Raw genomic sequence first — 14,627 nt, 5'->3', positions numbered from 1 at the left:
CTCTGACGCAGGGCGCGACAGGGGCGGGTTGGGGCGCACAGGGGGTGCGCGGGCAGCTCGCGCGCCCTGCGTCAGAGCCTGCGATGCGCCCCTGTGAGGCCGTGACGCGCGTGCCTCGAGGGTGGTGAGGCGTGGCTGAAGTCGTGCGGCGGATGCGGCCGTCCGGGCGTACGGTCGAAGACATGCGCATTGTCATCGCTGGTGGTCATGGTCAGATCGCGCTGCGGCTGGAGACGCTGCTCGCCGCGCGCGGGGACGAGGTCGCGGGGATCATCCGCAAGGCCGAACAGGCCGACGCTCTGCGGGAGGCCGGTGCCGAACCGATCCTGCTGGACCTGGAGTCGGCCTCGGTCGAGGACGTCGCGGCCCAGCTCCAGGGCGCGGACGCCGCCGTCTTCGCCGCCGGCGCGGGCCCTGGCAGCGGAACGGACCGCAAGGACTCGGTGGACAAGGGCGCGGCGGTCCTGTTCGCGGACGCGGCGGTCCAGGCGGGCGTACGGCGCTTCCTGGTCGTGTCCTCCATGGGCGCGGACCCGAAGCACGAAGGCAGCGAGGTCTTCGACGTGTACCTGCGCGCCAAGGGCGCGGCCGACGAGTACGTCCGCGGCCTGGCCGGCCTGGACTGGACGATCCTGCGCCCCGGCATGCTGACGAACGACGCCGGAACCGGTCTGGTGCGCCTGGAGGCCCACACCGGCCGCGGCCCGATCCCGCGCGACGATGTGGCCGCCGCCCTCGCCGAGTTGCTCGACACCCCGGCCACGGCCGGCCTGACGCTCGAACTCATCAGCGGCTCGGCCCCGGTGTCGGTGGCCGTGAAGTCGGTGGCGGGGAACTGAGGATGGGCCCGGAGGGGGTACCCGCCGCGCAACAGGCGTTGTTGCGCCGCATGTACGAGGTCTTCTCGACGGACGAACGAGAGCCCTTCATGCAGCGGTGCCTCGCCCCCGACGTGGACTGGCCGAACGTCCTGGAGGGAGTCCGGCTGCACGGCCGCGAGGCCGTACGCGCTTACTGGGCACGGCAGTTCGCCGCCGCGCATCCGCTCGTCCGGCTGGAGGGACTCCGGCTGGACGCGGACAGCGAGGCCGTGGTGGCGACCGTACGGCCCGGGATGCGCGACGCGTCGGGCGACGATCGGTGGGCGGAGGAGACGGTCGAGCACGTGTACCGGTTCGACGGGGACGGGCTGGTGACGCGGATGGACGTACGGCCCCATTCCGCGGGCGGCTCGGCCGCTTCGGGGTGAGGACGGGGGGACGGGGCTCGGGAATTCGGCGACTCGGCGACTCGGCGCGTGAGGATGTGGGTCGGCGACTCGGGACCACGGCGTTGTGAGGCGCTGCGTCCGGTTCGGGGCGGCGGGGTTCTCAGAACAGCGGAAGTTGCCCGGGGAACTCGGGCACGACGTACCCGTCCAACGCGGGCTGCGCGGCCCCGAGTTGGGCCTGTCGCCTCGACCCGGGACACGACACGAGTTCGCCGTGCTCCCGCGCGCCGGGCGGATCGTGCCGTGCGAAACGACCGGCGACGACGGCGATCTCACGACGGCACTCGGGGCAGCTTCTGCGACGCGTGGACATGGCATCAGTGTGCCCCGCGCCCGGCTCGGGAACGCGAAAACCCCTCCACTCCACGTTTCCGCAGATCGGAGGGGTTTCCCCAGTGTGGCGGCGCCAGGATTCGAACCTGGGAAGGCTGAGCCGGCAGATTTACAGTCTGCTCCCTTTGGCCGCTCGGGCACACCGCCGGGGTTGCTGCCGTTCGAACCGCTTTGCGGCGGTGCTCCCTGGCAACGACGTAAACAATACCCGATGTGGAGGGGTGCTTCGCCACCCGATTGATCGCCTCCCGGGGGACCAGGGGTGGCTAGGCTTGTCCGAATGCGGCCCGGGTTCCTCCCCGGGCTCGGCGGCCACCCCCACGCCCGCCGAGACGCACCCCATACGCACCCCGATACAAGGAGCCACAGGACATGGCCGACTCCAGTTTCGACATCGTCTCGAAGGTCGAGCGGCAGGAGGTCGACAACGCCCTCAACCAGGCCGCCAAGGAGATCTCACAGCGCTACGACTTCAAGGGCGTGGGTGCCTCGATCTCGTGGTCCGGTGACAAGATCCTCATGGAGGCGAACTCCGAGGACCGGGTGAAGGCTGTCCTCGACGTCTTCCAGTCCAAGCTGATCAAGCGCGGGATCTCGCTGAAGGCCCTGGACGCGGGCGAGCCGCAGCTCTCGGGCAAGGAATACAAGATCTTCGCGTCGATCGAGGAGGGCATCTCCCAGGAGAACGCGAAGAAGGTGGCGAAGATCATCCGCGACGAGGGCCCCAAGGGCGTGAAGGCCCAGGTGCAGGGCGACGAGCTGCGGGTCAGCTCCAAGAGCCGGGACGACCTCCAGGCCGTGATCGCCCTGCTGAAGGGCAAGGACTTCGACTTCGCGTTGCAGTTCGTGAACTACCGGTGAGCTGCTGATCCGACACCGACCGCCCCTGGCGGCCTTCGGCTCTGGCTCTGTCTTCGGCTTCGGCGCGATGCTTTACGAGGAAGGGTGGGCACCCCCGGGTGCCCACCCTTCTCGCCTGCTGGCCGCGGTCCGGGAGTGGGCCGGCCTCACTCAGTTGCGCGAGTGGCCGAACAGGAGGCGGTAAGCGACCAGGAGCACGAGGGAGCCGCCGATCGCGGCGGCCCAGGTGGCGCCGTCGTAGAAGTCCTTGGTGATGGGGTGGTCCAGCCAGCGGGCCGAGATCCAGCCACCGATGAACGCGCCGGCGATACCGATGACAGTGGTGCCGATGAAGCCGCCCGGGTCGCGACCCGGCAGCAGGAACTTGGCGATGGCTCCGGCCAGCAGCCCCAGAATGATCCAGCTGATGATCGTCATGCCCTGAACCCTGCCCCTCCGCGCTGTACCTGCACTCTCCAGGCACTGTGATCTTGGGCGCGCTTGTTCGTGCTCTGTTGATGAACAGGACGTCAACGTGGCATCCCCCGGTTGCGGCGATCAGTAGGGTTCCGGCCATGAAACGGTCCAGCTCCGCCTCCCCTGAACTGCGGCGCACCCTCGGCCTCGGGGACGCCGTGGTCATCGGACTCGGCTCGATGGTCGGCGCCGGAATCTTCGCTGCCCTGGGCCCCGCCGCACGCGCGGCCGGAACCGGACTGCTGCTCGGGCTCGCCGTCGCGGCCGTGGTCGCCTACTGCAACGCCACGTCGTCGGCGCGGCTGGCCGCCCTGTATCCGGCTTCGGGCGGCACGTATGTGTACGGGCGTGAGCGGCTCGGAGAGTTCTGGGGGTATCTCGCAGGCTGGTCGTTCGTGGTCGGTAAGACGGCCTCCTGTGCGGCGATGGCGCTCACGGTGGGCGCGTACGTCTGGCCGGGGCAGGCGCACGCGGTGGCGGTCGCGGCCGTGGTGGCGCTGACCGCGGTGAACTACGGCGGCGTCCAGAAGTCCGCCTGGCTGACGCGGGCGATCGTGGCTGTGGTCCTGGCTGTCCTCGCTTGTGTGGTGGTCGTCTGTCTCGGGGCCGGACGGTCCGACGCCGGACGCCTGGACGTCGGGGTCTCGGGCGGCTTGAGCGGTGTGCTGCAGGCTGCGGGTCTGCTGTTCTTCGCGTTCGCCGGTTACGCGCGGATCGCGACGCTCGGTGAGGAGGTGCGGGACCCGGCGCGCACCATCCCCCGGGCGATTCCGCTGGCTCTGGGCGTCGCGCTGGCGGTGTACGTGTGTGTGGCGGTGGCCGTCCTTTCCGTGCTGGGTCCGGAGGGGCTCGGGCAAGCTGGGGCGCCGCTGGCCGACGCGGTGCGGACGGCCGGGGTGCCCGGCCTGACGCCGGTGGTGCGGGTGGGCGCGGCTGTCGCGGCGTTGGGCTCGCTGCTCGCCCTGATCCTGGGCGTCTCGCGGACGACGCTGGCCATGGCACGCGACCGACATCTGCCCGGCGCCCTGGCCGCCGTTCATCCGCGCTTCCAGGTGCCGCACCGGGCCGAGCTGGCCGTGGGGGTGGCGGTCGCGGTCCTGGCCGCCACGGTGGACCTGCGGGGCGCGATCGGGTTCTCCTCCTTCGGGGTGCTGGCGTACTACGCGGTGGCCAATGCCTCCGCGTGGACTCTCGACTCGTCGGCGACCAGGCGGTTCGTGCCGGCGGTGGGGCTTCTCGGGTGCGTGGTCCTGGCGTTCTCGCTTCCGGGGATCTCCGTTGCCGTGGGTGCGGGGGTGCTGGCGGTGGGCGTGATCGCGTATGGCGTGCGGCGGTGGATGGTGGGGGGTGGAGCGGTCGGGTGACCAGGTAGTGGGGGCGCGGCGCGGGCGCTGCTTACTCGGGTGGCCGTCGCGGTCTGCCCAGCCGCCGTTGATCCGCTCGATGGATCCACTCGACTGATCCACTCGACCGACGGTCGGTACATCGCCGCCCCACCGTCGAATCACGCCCGCGTCAGGATCCCGGTGCCGTGCCCGTGCGTATGCGGAAGTCGGTCCAAGGAGTCGGCTCCGCACCCTCATTCGTCTCCTCGTACCAACCCGTGCCGTCGACCCAGGCTTGCAGCCACTCCGTGAGGCTCGGGGCGTCCACGTACCACGCCTGGTCGGCGTCGTCGGCGTTCGGTTCGAAGAGGAGGACGGTGGCCTCAGGGCTGCGGCAATCCACGCAGGCGTACATCGCGCAGCCCCAGTGGGATATCGGCAGGACGCCTTCGGGCCAAGGCCAGTCAGGGTCCTCGCGGCCGCTCTCGCGGTTGGCGAGGTACTGCGTGACGGCGGCGGGTTCGCCGACCGGAGGGCTGTCCAGCAGGGGCAACAGGCCGTACTCCGGACCGAATCCACCGTCACCTATACGCAGGTAGAGGTCGGCGAGCAGCGGGGGCAGGCGGAAGCCGAGCACTGCCTCGGTGCGGGCCAGGGTGGCGGCGTCCACGGGCTCGGGGAGGGAAGTCCAGCCCCACGGGCGGACGTTGCGGGCCTTGTCCGCCACCCTCGTCAGCAACTGCTCGTTCTCCGTCATGCGTTCATGATGCAAGCCGCCACTGACAATCGATCCGGCCTGTGGATAACCATGGGGCTGTGGAAAACCTTCGGCTACTGTCCCGGACCTCCAGGCAGTAGCCGGTGCGACTTGAACGGGCCTAGCGGCCTACCAGCTCGATGCGAACGGCTGGTTCGTCGACACGATCTCGCGGCCCAGCGGGAACAACGAGACCGGGATCAGCTTGAAGTTGGCGATGCCGAACGGGATCCCGATGATCGTGACGCACAGGGCGAGACCGGTGACGATGTGGCCGATGGCCAGCCACCAGCCGGCGAGGACCAGCCACAGGACGTTTCCTATGCAGGACGGCGCTCCGGCGTCGCGGCGCTCGACCGTGGTGTACCCGAAGGGCCACAGGGCGTAGATGCCGATGCGGAAGGCGGCGATGCCGAAAGGGATGCCGATGATGGTGATGCAGAGCAGAAGGCCGGCGAGCATGTAGCCGAGGAACAGCCAGAAGCCGCTCAGGACGAGCCAGATGACGTTGAGGATGGTCTTCACTGTGGGGGGCCTGCCATCTTTTCGAGCCGGGCGATACGGTCCGCCATCGGCGGGTGGGTGGAGAACATTTTGGAGAACCCCTGACCAGGTCGGAAGGGGTTCGCGATCATCATGTGGCTGGCGGTCTCGATGCGGGGCTCGGGGGGCAGCGGGAGCTGCTTGGTACCGAGTTCGAGCTTGCGCAGGGCGCTGGCGAGGGCGAGCGGGTCGCCGGTGAGCTGGGCACCGGACGCGTCGGCCTCGTACTCCCGGGAGCGGCTGATGGCCAGCTGGATGAGCGAGGCGGCGAGGGGGCCGAGGATCATGATCAGCAGCATGCCGAAGATGCCTGGGCCGTCGTCGTCATCGGAACGGCCGATCGGGATCAGCCAGGCGAAGTTGACCAGGAACATGATCACGGAGGCGAGTGCGCCGGCGACGGACGAGATCAGGATGTCGCGGTTGTAGACATGACTGAGCTCGTGGCCGATGACGCCGCGCAGTTCACGTTCGTCGAGGATGCGCAGGATGCCTTCGGTACAGCACACTGCGGCGTTGCGCGGGTTGCGGCCCGTCGCGAAGGCGTTCGGCGCCTCGGTCGGAGAGATGTACAGGCGGGGCATGGGCTGACGGGCCTGGGTGGAGAGCTCGCGGACCATGCGGTACAGGGCGGGGGCCTCGAACTCACTGACCGGGCGGGCGCGCATCGCACGTAGCGCCAGCTTGTCGCTGTTCCAGTACGCGTAGGCGTTCGTGCCCAGCGCGATCAGGACCGCGACGACGAGCCCCATCCGACCGAAGAGGCTGCCGATGACGATGATGAGTGCGGACAGTCCTCCGAGGAGGACTGCGGTCCTGAGCCCGTTGTGCCGGCGGTGCACGGTACGCCCTCCAAGTGGTGCGGCAGGGGAACCCTTTGCTGGTCGATCTCCGATGCCACTGGTGCCGTGGTCTCACATCCAGTGGACCCTTCTGTACTGGTCAACGCCAGGCGAGGGCCACGGGTTCCCTGGTGTGCGCGGCGGCGGGCGTGGGCCGTCTGAGTGAAGGCGCCGGCGCGCGTGGGGGGTGGGGTCGTCCCACGCGCGCGTACGGAATGCTCCCCCAGGGCTTCGCCCCGGGGCTCAGAAGAGGCCGGTGTCGGCGAAGCGCAGGATCAGCTGGGGGGCTCCGGACAAGGCGATGCCGACGACCCCGGTGAGGGCCATCGTGGCCGTCAGCGGAGCGGGGACGAGGTGCTTGACGGCCTCGCCTTCGGGAGCACGGAACAGCAGGGCCGTCCACTGGAGGTAGTAGAACAGCGCGATCACGACGTTGACGGCCATGACCACGGCCAGCCAGCCCAGGCCCGCGTCGACGGCGGCCGAGAAGACCGTGACCTTGGCGAAGAGGCCGATGATGCCCGGCGGGAGTCCGGCGAGGCAGAGCAGGAAGAAGGCCAGGATCAGGGCGGACAGGGGGTTGCGCGCGTACAGGCCGCGGTAGTCGCTGATGCGGTTGAGGGGCTTCGTGCGGCCGACGAGCGCGGCCACCGCGAAGGAGCCTAGGTTCACGGCGGCGTACATCAGGGCGTAGGCCACGGTGGAGCCGATGGACCGCTCGGCGTCGTCGGAGTACGCGGCGGCGGCGATCGGCACCAGGAGGTAGCCGGCCTGACCGACGGAGGACCAGGCGAGCAGGCGAATCGCGCTGTACGCGCGCGTGGCCTGCTGCCGCAGGGCGCCGACATTGCCGACGGTCATGGTGAGCGCGGCCAGCGCGGCGAGCGCGGGGCCCCAGACGTCGGCGTACGACGGCAGGGCGATGACCGTGATGAGGATCAGGCCGGTGAAGCCGACCGCCTTGCCGACGACCGACAAGTAGGCGGCGACCGGCAGCGGTGCCCCTACGTAGGTGTCCGGTACCCAGAAGTGGAAGGGTACGGCGGCCGTCTTGAAGGCGAAGCCGATGAGGGTGAGGACTACTCCGGTCTGGGTGAGGGTCTGGAGCTGTCCGTCGACGTGCTGGATCCGGTCGGCGATCTGGGTGAGGTAGAGGGTGCCTGTGGAGGCGTACACGAAGCTGATGCCCATGAGGCTGACCGCGGTCGCGGTGACCGAAGAGAGGAAGAACTTCAGGGCCGCCTCGGAGGACTTGCGGTCGCCATGGCGGAGGCCTACCAGCGCGAAGGCCGGGAGGGAGGCGACTTCCAGCGCGACGATGAGGGTGGCCAGGTCCCGGGAGGCCGGCAGCAGGGCGGCTCCGGCGGCGGAGGAGAGCAGCAGGAACCAGAACTCCCCTTCGGGGAGTCCCTTGTTGGCGTCCTTGAGGGCGGTGACCGACAGGAGGGCCGCCAGGAGGGCACCGCCGAGTACCAGGAACTGGATCACGAGCGTGAAGCGGTCGGCCGTGTAGCTGCACACGTCGGCCTCGCCGGTCAGGCAGAAGGTGGAGCGGTCGCCGTCGAGGAGCGGCAGGAGCAGGAGCAGGGAGGCGGCCAGGCCGGCCACGGACGTCCAGCCGAGCAGAGCCTTCTTGTGCTCCGCGACGAACAGGTCGGCGACGAGCACCGCGAGTGCGACGGCCGCGGCGATGGTGGGCGGAGCGATGGCTAGCCAGTCGACGGACTGGACCACCGACTCGGCCAGGGGCTGGGCCAAACTCTGGGCCAGGGAGCTCATCGGGTGCCTCCTGCGAGGAGCTGCTGCACGGCCGGGTCGGTGAGGCCGAGGAGGGTCTTCGGCCACAGTCCGGCGACGACGGTGAGGGCGACGAGCGGGGTCCAGGCCGCGAACTCGTAACTCTGGACGTCGGCGAGCTTCGGGGCGTCCTGCGGTGCGGCGCCCATGCAGACGCGGCGGACCACGACCAGCAGGTACGCGGCGGTCAGCAGGGTGCCGAAGACGCCGATCGACATGAAGGTGAGGAAGGCCGGGCGGCTGAGCTCTGGGGCAGGATCGAACGCGCCGAACAGGGCGAGCATCTCGCCCCAGAACCCGGCGAGGCCCGGCAGACCGAGGGAGGCGACCGCGGCGAACGCGAGCAGGCCGCCGAGGCGCGGCGCCTTGCCGTAGAGCGCCGCGCCGGTCTGCTCGGCGAGGGCGTCGAGGTCGGTGGTGCCCGTACGGTCCTTCAGCGCGCCGACCAGGAAGAACAGCAGGCCGGTGATGAGGCCGTGGGCGATGTTGGCGAACAGGGCGCCGTTCACGCCGGTCGGGGTCATCGTGGCGATGCCGAGCAGGACGAAGCCCATGTGGCCGACTGAGGAGTAGGCGATGAGGCGCTTGAGGTCGCCCTTCGCACCCTGCTTCGCGAGGGCGAGGCAGGCCAGGGATCCGTAGATGATCCCGACGACGGCGAAGGCGGCGAGGTACGGCGCGAAGTCGGCGAACCCGTCAGGGGCGATCGGCAGGAGGATCCGGACGAACCCGTACGTACCCATCTTCAGCAGGACGCCCGCCAGCAGGACCGAGCCGACGGTCGGCGCGGTGGTGTGGGCGTCGGGCAGCCAGCTGTGCAGGGGCCACATCGGCGTCTTGACCGCGAGCCCGATCCCGATCGCCAAAACAGCGATGACCTGCACGGATGCCGTCAGCTGCCGGCCGTTGTCAGTGGCGAGTGCCACCATGTCGAATGTGCCCGCATTGAGTCCGATCAGGAGCAGGCCGAGCAGCATGACCACGGAACCGAGCAGCGTGTAGAGGATGAACTTCCAGGCCGCCGCGGCCCGGCCCTCGCCGCCCCAGCGGGCGATGAGGAAGTACATCGGGATGAGGACCATCTCGAAGGCGAGGAAGAACAGGAGCAGGTCGAGGACGGCGAAGGTGGCGAGGGTGCCGGATTCCAGGACGAGCAGCAGTGCGACGAAGGCCTTCGGGGTCGGGCCCGCAGGCATCTTGAAGTACGAGTAGAGCGCGCAGAGGAAGGTCAGCAGCGCGGTCAGGACGACGAGGGGGAGGGAGATGCCGTCGATGCCGAGGTGGATGCGCACGTCGAGTGCGGGGATCCAACTGATGTCCGTGCTGGCCTGCATCTTCGACGGCTGGTCGTGGTCGAAGCCGAGCGCGAGGACGATCGCCGCGATGAGGACGACGCCGGTGACGGTGACGCCGTGCCGGAGCACGGCCTGCTCGGGCGACTTTCCCTTCAGCCCGGGCGGGGCGGGCAGGAGAGCGGCGGCCGCGCCGAGAAGCGGGCCGACGACGACGAACGCCAGAAGGAACTGCATCACGGACTCGTTGATATCGATCACGCCTGCTCACGCTCCCGTGGCGACGAGGACGGCGGCGACCGCGAGGACGACGGTGCCGGCGAGCAGCGCGCTCACATAGGTCTGCACATTGCCGGTCTGGGCGCGCCGTACGGCGATGCCGAGCCAGCGGGGTAGGGCGCCCGCGCCGCGTACGTAGGTGTCGACGACCTCGCGGTCGAGGAACCGGACGAGACTCGCGCCGGCCTGGACCGGGCGGACGAACAGCGTCCGGTACACGGCGTCGAGGTGGAAGCCGACGGCGGCGTGGCGGTGCAGCGGGCCGAGCAGCAGCCGTCCCGGGTCCGCCGGGTCGGGTGCGTAGGCCACTCCTCCGTACACGGGCGCGTGGCTGGCGATGGCCTCGGCCTCGACCTGGGCGGCGTCGCCCTCGGGGTGAGCCGCGACCGCACCCAGCGGGACGCGGGCCGCCACGGCCGTGGTGTGACGCCAAGTCGCGTAGGTGACGATGCCGCCGACCAGGGCCACGCCCGTGCCGAGGACGGAGGTGGTGAGGGTCGGGGCGAGGTCGCGGCCGTCGAACCAGTCGGGGAGCGCGCGGTAGGCGAAGGCGCCGACGGCGAGGGACGGGACGGCGAGCACCCACAGCACCACGGTCATCGTCAGCGGCTGCCTGCCGTGGTCCGGGGCTTCGGCGCCCCGGCCGCGGAAGGCCAGTAGCCACAGACGCATCGCGTAGGCGGCGGTGAGCAGGGCGGTGACCAGGCCGGCGATCAGGACGGTCCAGCCTGCGGCGCCCGGGATGTTCTCGGCATGCCCGGTGGCGACGTGCTCGGCGGCGCCGAGGACGGACTCCTTGGAGAAGAAGCCGCTGAACGGCGGGATCGCGGCGAGCGCGAGAAGCGCCACGGTCATCGTCCAGAAGGCGTCCGGCACACGGTCACGCAGGTGACCCATGCGGGACATGGCAGCCAGCGAGTTGGTACCGGAGGCGTGGATGATCACGCCGGCAGCGAGGAAGAGCAGCGCCTTGAAGGCGCCGTGCGAGAGGAGGTGGAAGACGGCGGCACCGCGGTCGGCGACGGCGAGCGCGCCGGTCATGTAGCCGAGCTGACCGATCGTCGAGTAGGCGAGGACGCGCTTGATGTCGTCCTGTGCGAGCGCGGCGAGGCCCGAGCCGATCATCGTGACGGCGGCCATCACTGCGAGGACGATCATCGCGGCCTGGGATGCCTCGAAGACCGGGAGGAGACGGGCGACGAAGTAGACACCGGCGGCGACCATCGTCGCGGCGTGGATCAGCGCGGAGACGGGCGTCGGGCCCGCCATCGCGTCGGGGAGCCAGGTGTGCAGCGGGAACTGCGCCGACTTGCCCGCCACGCCGGCCAGGAGCAGCAGGGCGATCAGCGTCGGGTGGTCGAGTCCGCCGTTCGCGACGGTGCCGAGGATCTTGGTGATGCGGAACGACCCGGCGTCGGTGGCCAGCGCGAACAGGCCGATGAGGAAGGGGACGTCACCGAGCTTGGTCACCAGGAAGGCCTTGATGGAGGCGGCGCGGGCCTCCGGGGTCTCCCAGTAGTGGCCGACCAGGAAGTACGAGCAGATGCCCATGATCTCCCAGCCGACCAGCAGCACCATCAGGTCGCCGGAGTAGACGACGAGCAGCATCGCGGAGGTGAACAGGGAGACGAGCGCGGCGTAGGAGGGGTAGCGCGGGTCCTCGCGCAGATAGCCCATCGAGTAGATCTGCACACAGGTGGCGACGACGCCGACGAGTACGGCGACGAGGGCGGCGAAGCCGTCGATGTGCAGGGCGAGTTCGATCGGGACGGAGCCGGTGGGCGTGAGCTCGGTGGCGGCGTCGATCGCCTGGTCGCCGCCCTGGCGCACGGCGACCACGGCGGCGAGCACGAGGGACGCGAGCGTCGGCAGGACGGCGAGCGGGCGGACGAAGCCGGGGGCCGTGCGGCCCAGGAGCAGGCCGGCCGCGGCGCCCAGGAACGGAAGGAGGGGGACGAGGGCGGCGAGGGTGGTCGTGGTCACGCGGTGGCCTCAGCCTTCTCGGCCTGCCCGGCGGTGGGGGCGTCGTGGTCGGGGCCGTCGGTCTCGTGGCCTTCGGCGGTGTCGCGGAGCTTGTCGATGTCCGAGGTGCCGCGGTTGCGGTGGACGGCGAGGACGATCGCCAGGCCGATGCCGATCTCGGCGGCGGCGATGGTGATGGTGAACAGGGTCAGCGCCTGACCGGAGTGCAGGGTCTCCTCGGCGGCCCTGCTGAGCCAGACGTCGAAGGCGACCAGGTTGAGGTTGACGGCGTTGAGCATCAGCTCGACCGACATCAGCACCAGGATCGCGTTACGACGGGCGAGGACCCCGTACAGGCCGGTGCAGAAGAGGAGGGCGGAGAGTACGGCGGGGTAGGCGAGGTGCATCAGCGGGCGCCTTCCTGCTCGGCCGGCTCAGTTCCCTCGGACGACCCATTTCGCCCGATCGGGTGATTGCGGGAATCCGGGGCGGATGGGGAACTCCCGGTCTCGGCCCGGGAGTTCACAGAGGGAGAGCTCGACTCCGCCTTCGCCTTGCGGGACAGGACGATCGCGCCGACCAGTGCCGCGAGGAGGAGGACGGAGAGGGCCTCGAAGGGGAGGACCCAGTTCTGGAAGAGGCTCTCGCCGGTGACCCGGGTGGAGCCGGCGGCGGGGCCGTCGAGATCGATCCAGGTCGTGCGGAAGGCGTCGACGACCACCCAGACCAGGGTGGCCGCCGAGGCGACAGCCACCGTGAGCGCGGCCCAGCGGTTGCCTGAGTCGGCGTCCGGGGAGCGGCCGATGGGAGCCCTGGTGAGCATCAGACCGAACAGAAGGAGGACGACGACGGATCCGACGTAGATGAGGACCTGCACCCAGGCGATGAACTCGGCGGTGAGCAGGAGGTACTCGACAGCAAGGCCGCCGAGGGTGACCACCAGCCACAGGGCGGCGTGGACCAGCTGCCGGGTGGTGACGGTGACCAGCGCGGCGCCGAAGGTGACCAGGCCGACGAGGAGGAAGACGATCTCGACGCCGGTCGGGGAGAGAAAGCCGTGCGTGTCGGCGGCCGTGGTCAGCGTGGCGTAGGTGGGGCTCACGACTCGCCCTCCTGCGGCTCGGTCGGCGCTGTCGGCTCGGCCTGGGCGGCCGCCAGCTTCTCGGCGGTCTTGCGGGCGGCGGCGATCTCCTTGGGCTCCTCCGCGCCGGGGTCCAGGGCAGGCGGGGCCGGGACGGTCCACATCCACTCGCGGAGCTTGTCGCGCTCGTGGGTGAGGTCACGGATGTCGGTCTCGGCGTACTCGAACTCCGGGGACCAGAACAGAGCGTCGAAAGGACAGACCTCGATGCAGATACCGCAGTACATGCACAGGGAGAAGTCGATGGCGAAGCGGTCGAGGACGTTGCGGCTGCGTTCGCGGCCGCCGGGGGTCGCCGCCGGGACCGTCTCCTTGTGGGAGTCGATGTAGATGCACCAGTCGGGGCACTCACGGGCGCACAGCATGCAGACCGTGCAGTTCTCCTCGAACAGACCGATCACACCGCGGGTGCGGGGCGGGAGGTCGGGCTGGGTGTCCGGGTACTGCGCGGTGACGGACTTCCTCGTCATCGTGCGGAGGGTGACGGCCAGGCCCTTGGCCAGGCCGCTTCCGGGAAGGGGGGCCATGGTTACTGGATCACCACCTTGACGACGCCGGTGAGGGCGATCTGAGCGAGGGAGAGGGGGACGAGGAGGGTCCACGAGAGCTTCTGCAGCTGGTCCTCGCGCAGGCGCGGATAGGTGACGCGGAGCCAGATCACGATGAAGGCGAGGACGGCCGTCTTCAGCAGGGTCCAGACCCAGCCGAGGCCGTCGGCGCCCCAGGGGCCGTGCCAGCCGCCCAGGAAGAGGACGGTGGTCAGGCCGCACAGGACGACGATCCCGGCGTATTCGGCGAGGAGGAAGAGAGCGAAACGGAGGCCGGTGTACTCGGTGTAGGCGCCGAAGATGATCTCCGAGTCGGCGACGGGCATGTCGAACGGCGGGCGCTGGAGCTCGGCAAGTCCGGCGACGAAGAAGACGATCGCGCCGACGATCTGCCAGGGCAGCCACCACCACTCGAAGGCGTCGAGGATGCCGGGCAGGGAGACGGTGCCAGCTGCCATCGCCACGGAGGCGGCGGTCAGCAGCATCGGGAGTTCGTAGGCCAGGAGCTGAGCGGCGGTGCGGAGGCCGCCGAGGAGGGAGAACTTGTTGGCGGAGGCCCAGCCGGCCATGAGCGAGCCGAGGACGCCTACGCCCATGACCGCCAGGACGAAGAAGATGCCCGCGTCGATGACCTCGCCGACCGCGCCCTCGCCCGGGCCGATCGGGATGGCGAGGAGGACCAGCAGATAGGGAAGGAGGGCCACTGCGGGGGCGAGCTGGAAGATACGGCGGTCCGCGCCCGCCGGGACGACGTCCTCTTTCTGCGCGAACTTCACGCCGTCGGCGACGAGCTGGGCCCAGCCGTGGAATCCACCGGCGTACATCGGGCCGAGGCGGCCCTGCATATGGGCCATGACCTTGTGTTCGGTCTGGCCGATGAGCAGGGGGAAGGTGAGGAAGACGACGAAGACGATCAGGAGTCGCAGGGTGACGTCCAGTGCGTCGTTCACTGCGGGCCTCCTGCGGGATCGGTGCGGTCGTCGGCGGGGCGGTCTGCGGAAGCGTCGGCGGGGTCTGCGGGGTCCTCGTTCTCGGCGGCGGTGGCCTCGGGCTCGTCAGGCTGGGGTTGGTCAGGCCTGGGCTGGTCGGGCTTGGGCTCTTCGGACCGGTCGGGCTGGTCAGGGGCCGACGTGGGGTGCTCGGAGGTCGACGGGGGCTGCTGAGGCTCGGGCTCGTCGAAGGCGGGGCGCGCGTGGTGCCAGGGGGCGTCCGGGCTTCGGG

Annotated in this window: 16 protein-coding genes, 1 tRNA gene and 1 pseudogene; 4 read left to right on the top strand and 14 right to left on the bottom strand. The window is 70.1% G+C overall.

Annotated features, from left to right (window positions below; translation table 11 throughout):
* The first annotated feature begins 182 nt into the window (after positions 1 to 182).
* Positions 183 to 839, top strand: coding sequence for an SDR family oxidoreductase (locus L0P92_RS33515; protein WP_234766819.1), 657 nt, complete (start codon positions 183 to 185; stop codon positions 837 to 839).
* A 2-nt stretch (positions 840 to 841) separates the two neighbouring features.
* Positions 842 to 1,249, top strand: coding sequence for a nuclear transport factor 2 family protein (locus L0P92_RS33510; protein ID WP_234766818.1), 408 nt, complete (start codon positions 842 to 844; stop codon positions 1,247 to 1,249).
* Between the two features lie 121 nt (positions 1,250 to 1,370).
* Here the strand turns inward: L0P92_RS33510 and L0P92_RS33505 are convergent, their stop codons facing one another.
* Together L0P92_RS33505 and L0P92_RS33500 are read right to left on the bottom strand one after the other, a co-directional pair.
* A complete protein-coding gene (locus L0P92_RS33505; protein ID WP_234766817.1) occupies positions 1,371 to 1,583 on the bottom strand; it encodes a hypothetical protein in 213 nt (70 codons plus the stop codon).
* An 85-nt stretch (positions 1,584 to 1,668) separates the two neighbouring features.
* Positions 1,669 to 1,750: transfer RNA gene (locus L0P92_RS33500), tRNA-Tyr, on the bottom strand.
* Between the two features lie 225 nt (positions 1,751 to 1,975).
* Between L0P92_RS33500 and L0P92_RS33495 the strand changes: the two genes are divergently transcribed.
* A complete protein-coding gene (locus tag L0P92_RS33495; protein ID WP_019756392.1) occupies positions 1,976 to 2,464 on the top strand; it encodes a YajQ family cyclic di-GMP-binding protein in 489 nt (162 codons plus the stop codon).
* Positions 2,465 to 2,614: 150 nt separating this feature from the next.
* Here the strand turns inward: L0P92_RS33495 and L0P92_RS33490 are convergent, their stop codons facing one another.
* Positions 2,615 to 2,881: a GlsB/YeaQ/YmgE family stress response membrane protein gene (locus tag L0P92_RS33490; RefSeq protein ID WP_234766816.1), complete on the bottom strand. Its 267-nt coding sequence runs from the start codon at positions 2,879 to 2,881 to the stop codon at positions 2,615 to 2,617.
* 137 nt (positions 2,882 to 3,018) lie between these two features.
* Between L0P92_RS33490 and L0P92_RS33485 the strand changes: the two genes are divergently transcribed.
* Positions 3,019 to 4,284 carry an APC family permease gene (locus L0P92_RS33485; RefSeq protein ID WP_234766815.1) on the top strand — a complete coding sequence of 422 codons (1,266 nt, stop codon included), beginning with the start codon at positions 3,019 to 3,021 and terminating at the stop codon, positions 4,282 to 4,284.
* 151 nt (positions 4,285 to 4,435) lie between these two features.
* Here L0P92_RS33485 and L0P92_RS33480 read toward each other — a convergent pair whose 3' ends face one another.
* From L0P92_RS33480 to L0P92_RS33430, 11 genes and pseudogenes are all read right to left on the bottom strand, one after another.
* Positions 4,436 to 5,002 carry an SMI1/KNR4 family protein gene (locus L0P92_RS33480; RefSeq protein WP_234766814.1) on the bottom strand — a complete coding sequence of 189 codons (567 nt, stop codon included), beginning with the start codon at positions 5,000 to 5,002 and terminating at the stop codon, positions 4,436 to 4,438.
* A gap of 129 nt (positions 5,003 to 5,131) precedes the next feature.
* The gene (locus tag L0P92_RS33475) at positions 5,132 to 5,527 is read right to left on the bottom strand and encodes a YccF domain-containing protein (RefSeq protein WP_030046327.1); all 396 of its coding nucleotides are present in this window, start codon (positions 5,525 to 5,527) and stop codon (positions 5,132 to 5,134) included.
* On the bottom strand, positions 5,524 to 6,387 hold the full coding sequence (gene htpX / locus L0P92_RS33470; protein ID WP_234766813.1) for a zinc metalloprotease HtpX: 864 nt from the start codon (positions 6,385 to 6,387) through the stop codon (positions 5,524 to 5,526). The genes L0P92_RS33475 and htpX overlap by 4 nt, the downstream gene beginning before the upstream one ends.
* 243 nt (positions 6,388 to 6,630) lie before the next feature.
* Positions 6,631 to 8,166, bottom strand: coding sequence for an NADH-quinone oxidoreductase subunit N (locus tag L0P92_RS33465; protein ID WP_234766812.1), 1,536 nt, complete (start codon positions 8,164 to 8,166; stop codon positions 6,631 to 6,633).
* A complete protein-coding gene (locus L0P92_RS33460) occupies positions 8,163 to 9,737 on the bottom strand; it encodes a complex I subunit 4 family protein (protein WP_234766811.1) in 1,575 nt (524 codons plus the stop codon). Before L0P92_RS33460 ends, L0P92_RS33465 begins: the two co-directional genes overlap by 4 nt.
* A 6-nt stretch (positions 9,738 to 9,743) precedes the next feature.
* Complete coding sequence (locus tag L0P92_RS33455; RefSeq protein ID WP_234766810.1) at positions 9,744 to 11,738, bottom strand: NADH-quinone oxidoreductase subunit 5 family protein; 1,995 nt, start codon at positions 11,736 to 11,738, stop codon at positions 9,744 to 9,746.
* Positions 11,735 to 12,124: an NADH-quinone oxidoreductase subunit NuoK gene (gene nuoK, locus L0P92_RS33450; protein ID WP_234766809.1), complete on the bottom strand. Its 390-nt coding sequence runs from the start codon at positions 12,122 to 12,124 to the stop codon at positions 11,735 to 11,737. The genes L0P92_RS33455 and nuoK overlap by 4 nt, the downstream gene beginning before the upstream one ends.
* On the bottom strand, positions 12,124 to 12,819 hold the full coding sequence (locus tag L0P92_RS33445; RefSeq protein WP_372497370.1) for an NADH-quinone oxidoreductase subunit J family protein: 696 nt from the start codon (positions 12,817 to 12,819) through the stop codon (positions 12,124 to 12,126). Before L0P92_RS33445 ends, nuoK begins: the two co-directional genes overlap by 1 nt.
* A complete protein-coding gene (locus L0P92_RS33440; protein WP_234766808.1) occupies positions 12,816 to 13,385 on the bottom strand; it encodes a NuoI/complex I 23 kDa subunit family protein in 570 nt (189 codons plus the stop codon). Before L0P92_RS33440 ends, L0P92_RS33445 begins: the two co-directional genes overlap by 4 nt.
* Before the next feature lie 2 nt (positions 13,386 to 13,387).
* Positions 13,388 to 14,356, bottom strand: a complete 969-nt coding sequence (locus L0P92_RS33435; protein WP_062724073.1) for a complex I subunit 1/NuoH family protein — start codon at positions 14,354 to 14,356, stop codon at positions 13,388 to 13,390.
* Positions 14,353 to 14,627: pseudogene (locus L0P92_RS33430) on the bottom strand (NADH-quinone oxidoreductase subunit C); the annotation flags it as partial. The gene L0P92_RS33435 and the pseudogene L0P92_RS33430, both read right to left, overlap by 4 nt.

Origin of the sequence: Streptomyces muensis, from assembly GCF_021474425.1 — a bacterium.
In the GTDB taxonomy this organism is placed as follows: Bacteria; Actinomycetota; Actinomycetes; order Streptomycetales; family Streptomycetaceae; genus Streptomyces; species Streptomyces muensis.
Note: the sequence above shows the minus strand (reverse complement) of the source record. Positions and strands in the feature narration are given on the sequence as shown.

What these genes read in the sequence shown, in the direction of transcription:
- L0P92_RS33510 (WP_234766818.1), top strand. Translation starts at nt 842, where the DNA reads ATGGGCCCGGAGGGGGTACCCGCCGCGCAACAGGCGTTGTTGCGCCGC.
- L0P92_RS33485 (WP_234766815.1), top strand. Translation starts at nt 3,019, where the DNA reads ATGAAACGGTCCAGCTCCGCCTCCCCTGAACTGCGGCGCACCCTCGGC.
- L0P92_RS33440 (WP_234766808.1), bottom strand. Translation starts at nt 13,385, where the DNA reads ATGGCCCCCCTTCCCGGAAGCGGCCTGGCCAAGGGCCTGGCCGTCACC.
- L0P92_RS33490 (WP_234766816.1), bottom strand. Translation starts at nt 2,881, where the DNA reads ATGACGATCATCAGCTGGATCATTCTGGGGCTGCTGGCCGGAGCCATC.
- L0P92_RS33480 (WP_234766814.1), bottom strand. Translation starts at nt 5,002, where the DNA reads ATGACGGAGAACGAGCAGTTGCTGACGAGGGTGGCGGACAAGGCCCGC.
- L0P92_RS33505 (WP_234766817.1), bottom strand. Translation starts at nt 1,583, where the DNA reads ATGTCCACGCGTCGCAGAAGCTGCCCCGAGTGCCGTCGTGAGATCGCC.
- L0P92_RS33515 (WP_234766819.1), top strand. Translation starts at nt 183, where the DNA reads ATGCGCATTGTCATCGCTGGTGGTCATGGTCAGATCGCGCTGCGGCTG.
- L0P92_RS33495 (WP_019756392.1), top strand. Translation starts at nt 1,976, where the DNA reads ATGGCCGACTCCAGTTTCGACATCGTCTCGAAGGTCGAGCGGCAGGAG.
- nuoK (WP_234766809.1), bottom strand. Translation starts at nt 12,124, where the DNA reads ATGCACCTCGCCTACCCCGCCGTACTCTCCGCCCTCCTCTTCTGCACC.
- L0P92_RS33465 (WP_234766812.1), bottom strand. Translation starts at nt 8,166, where the DNA reads ATGAGCTCCCTGGCCCAGAGTTTGGCCCAGCCCCTGGCCGAGTCGGTG.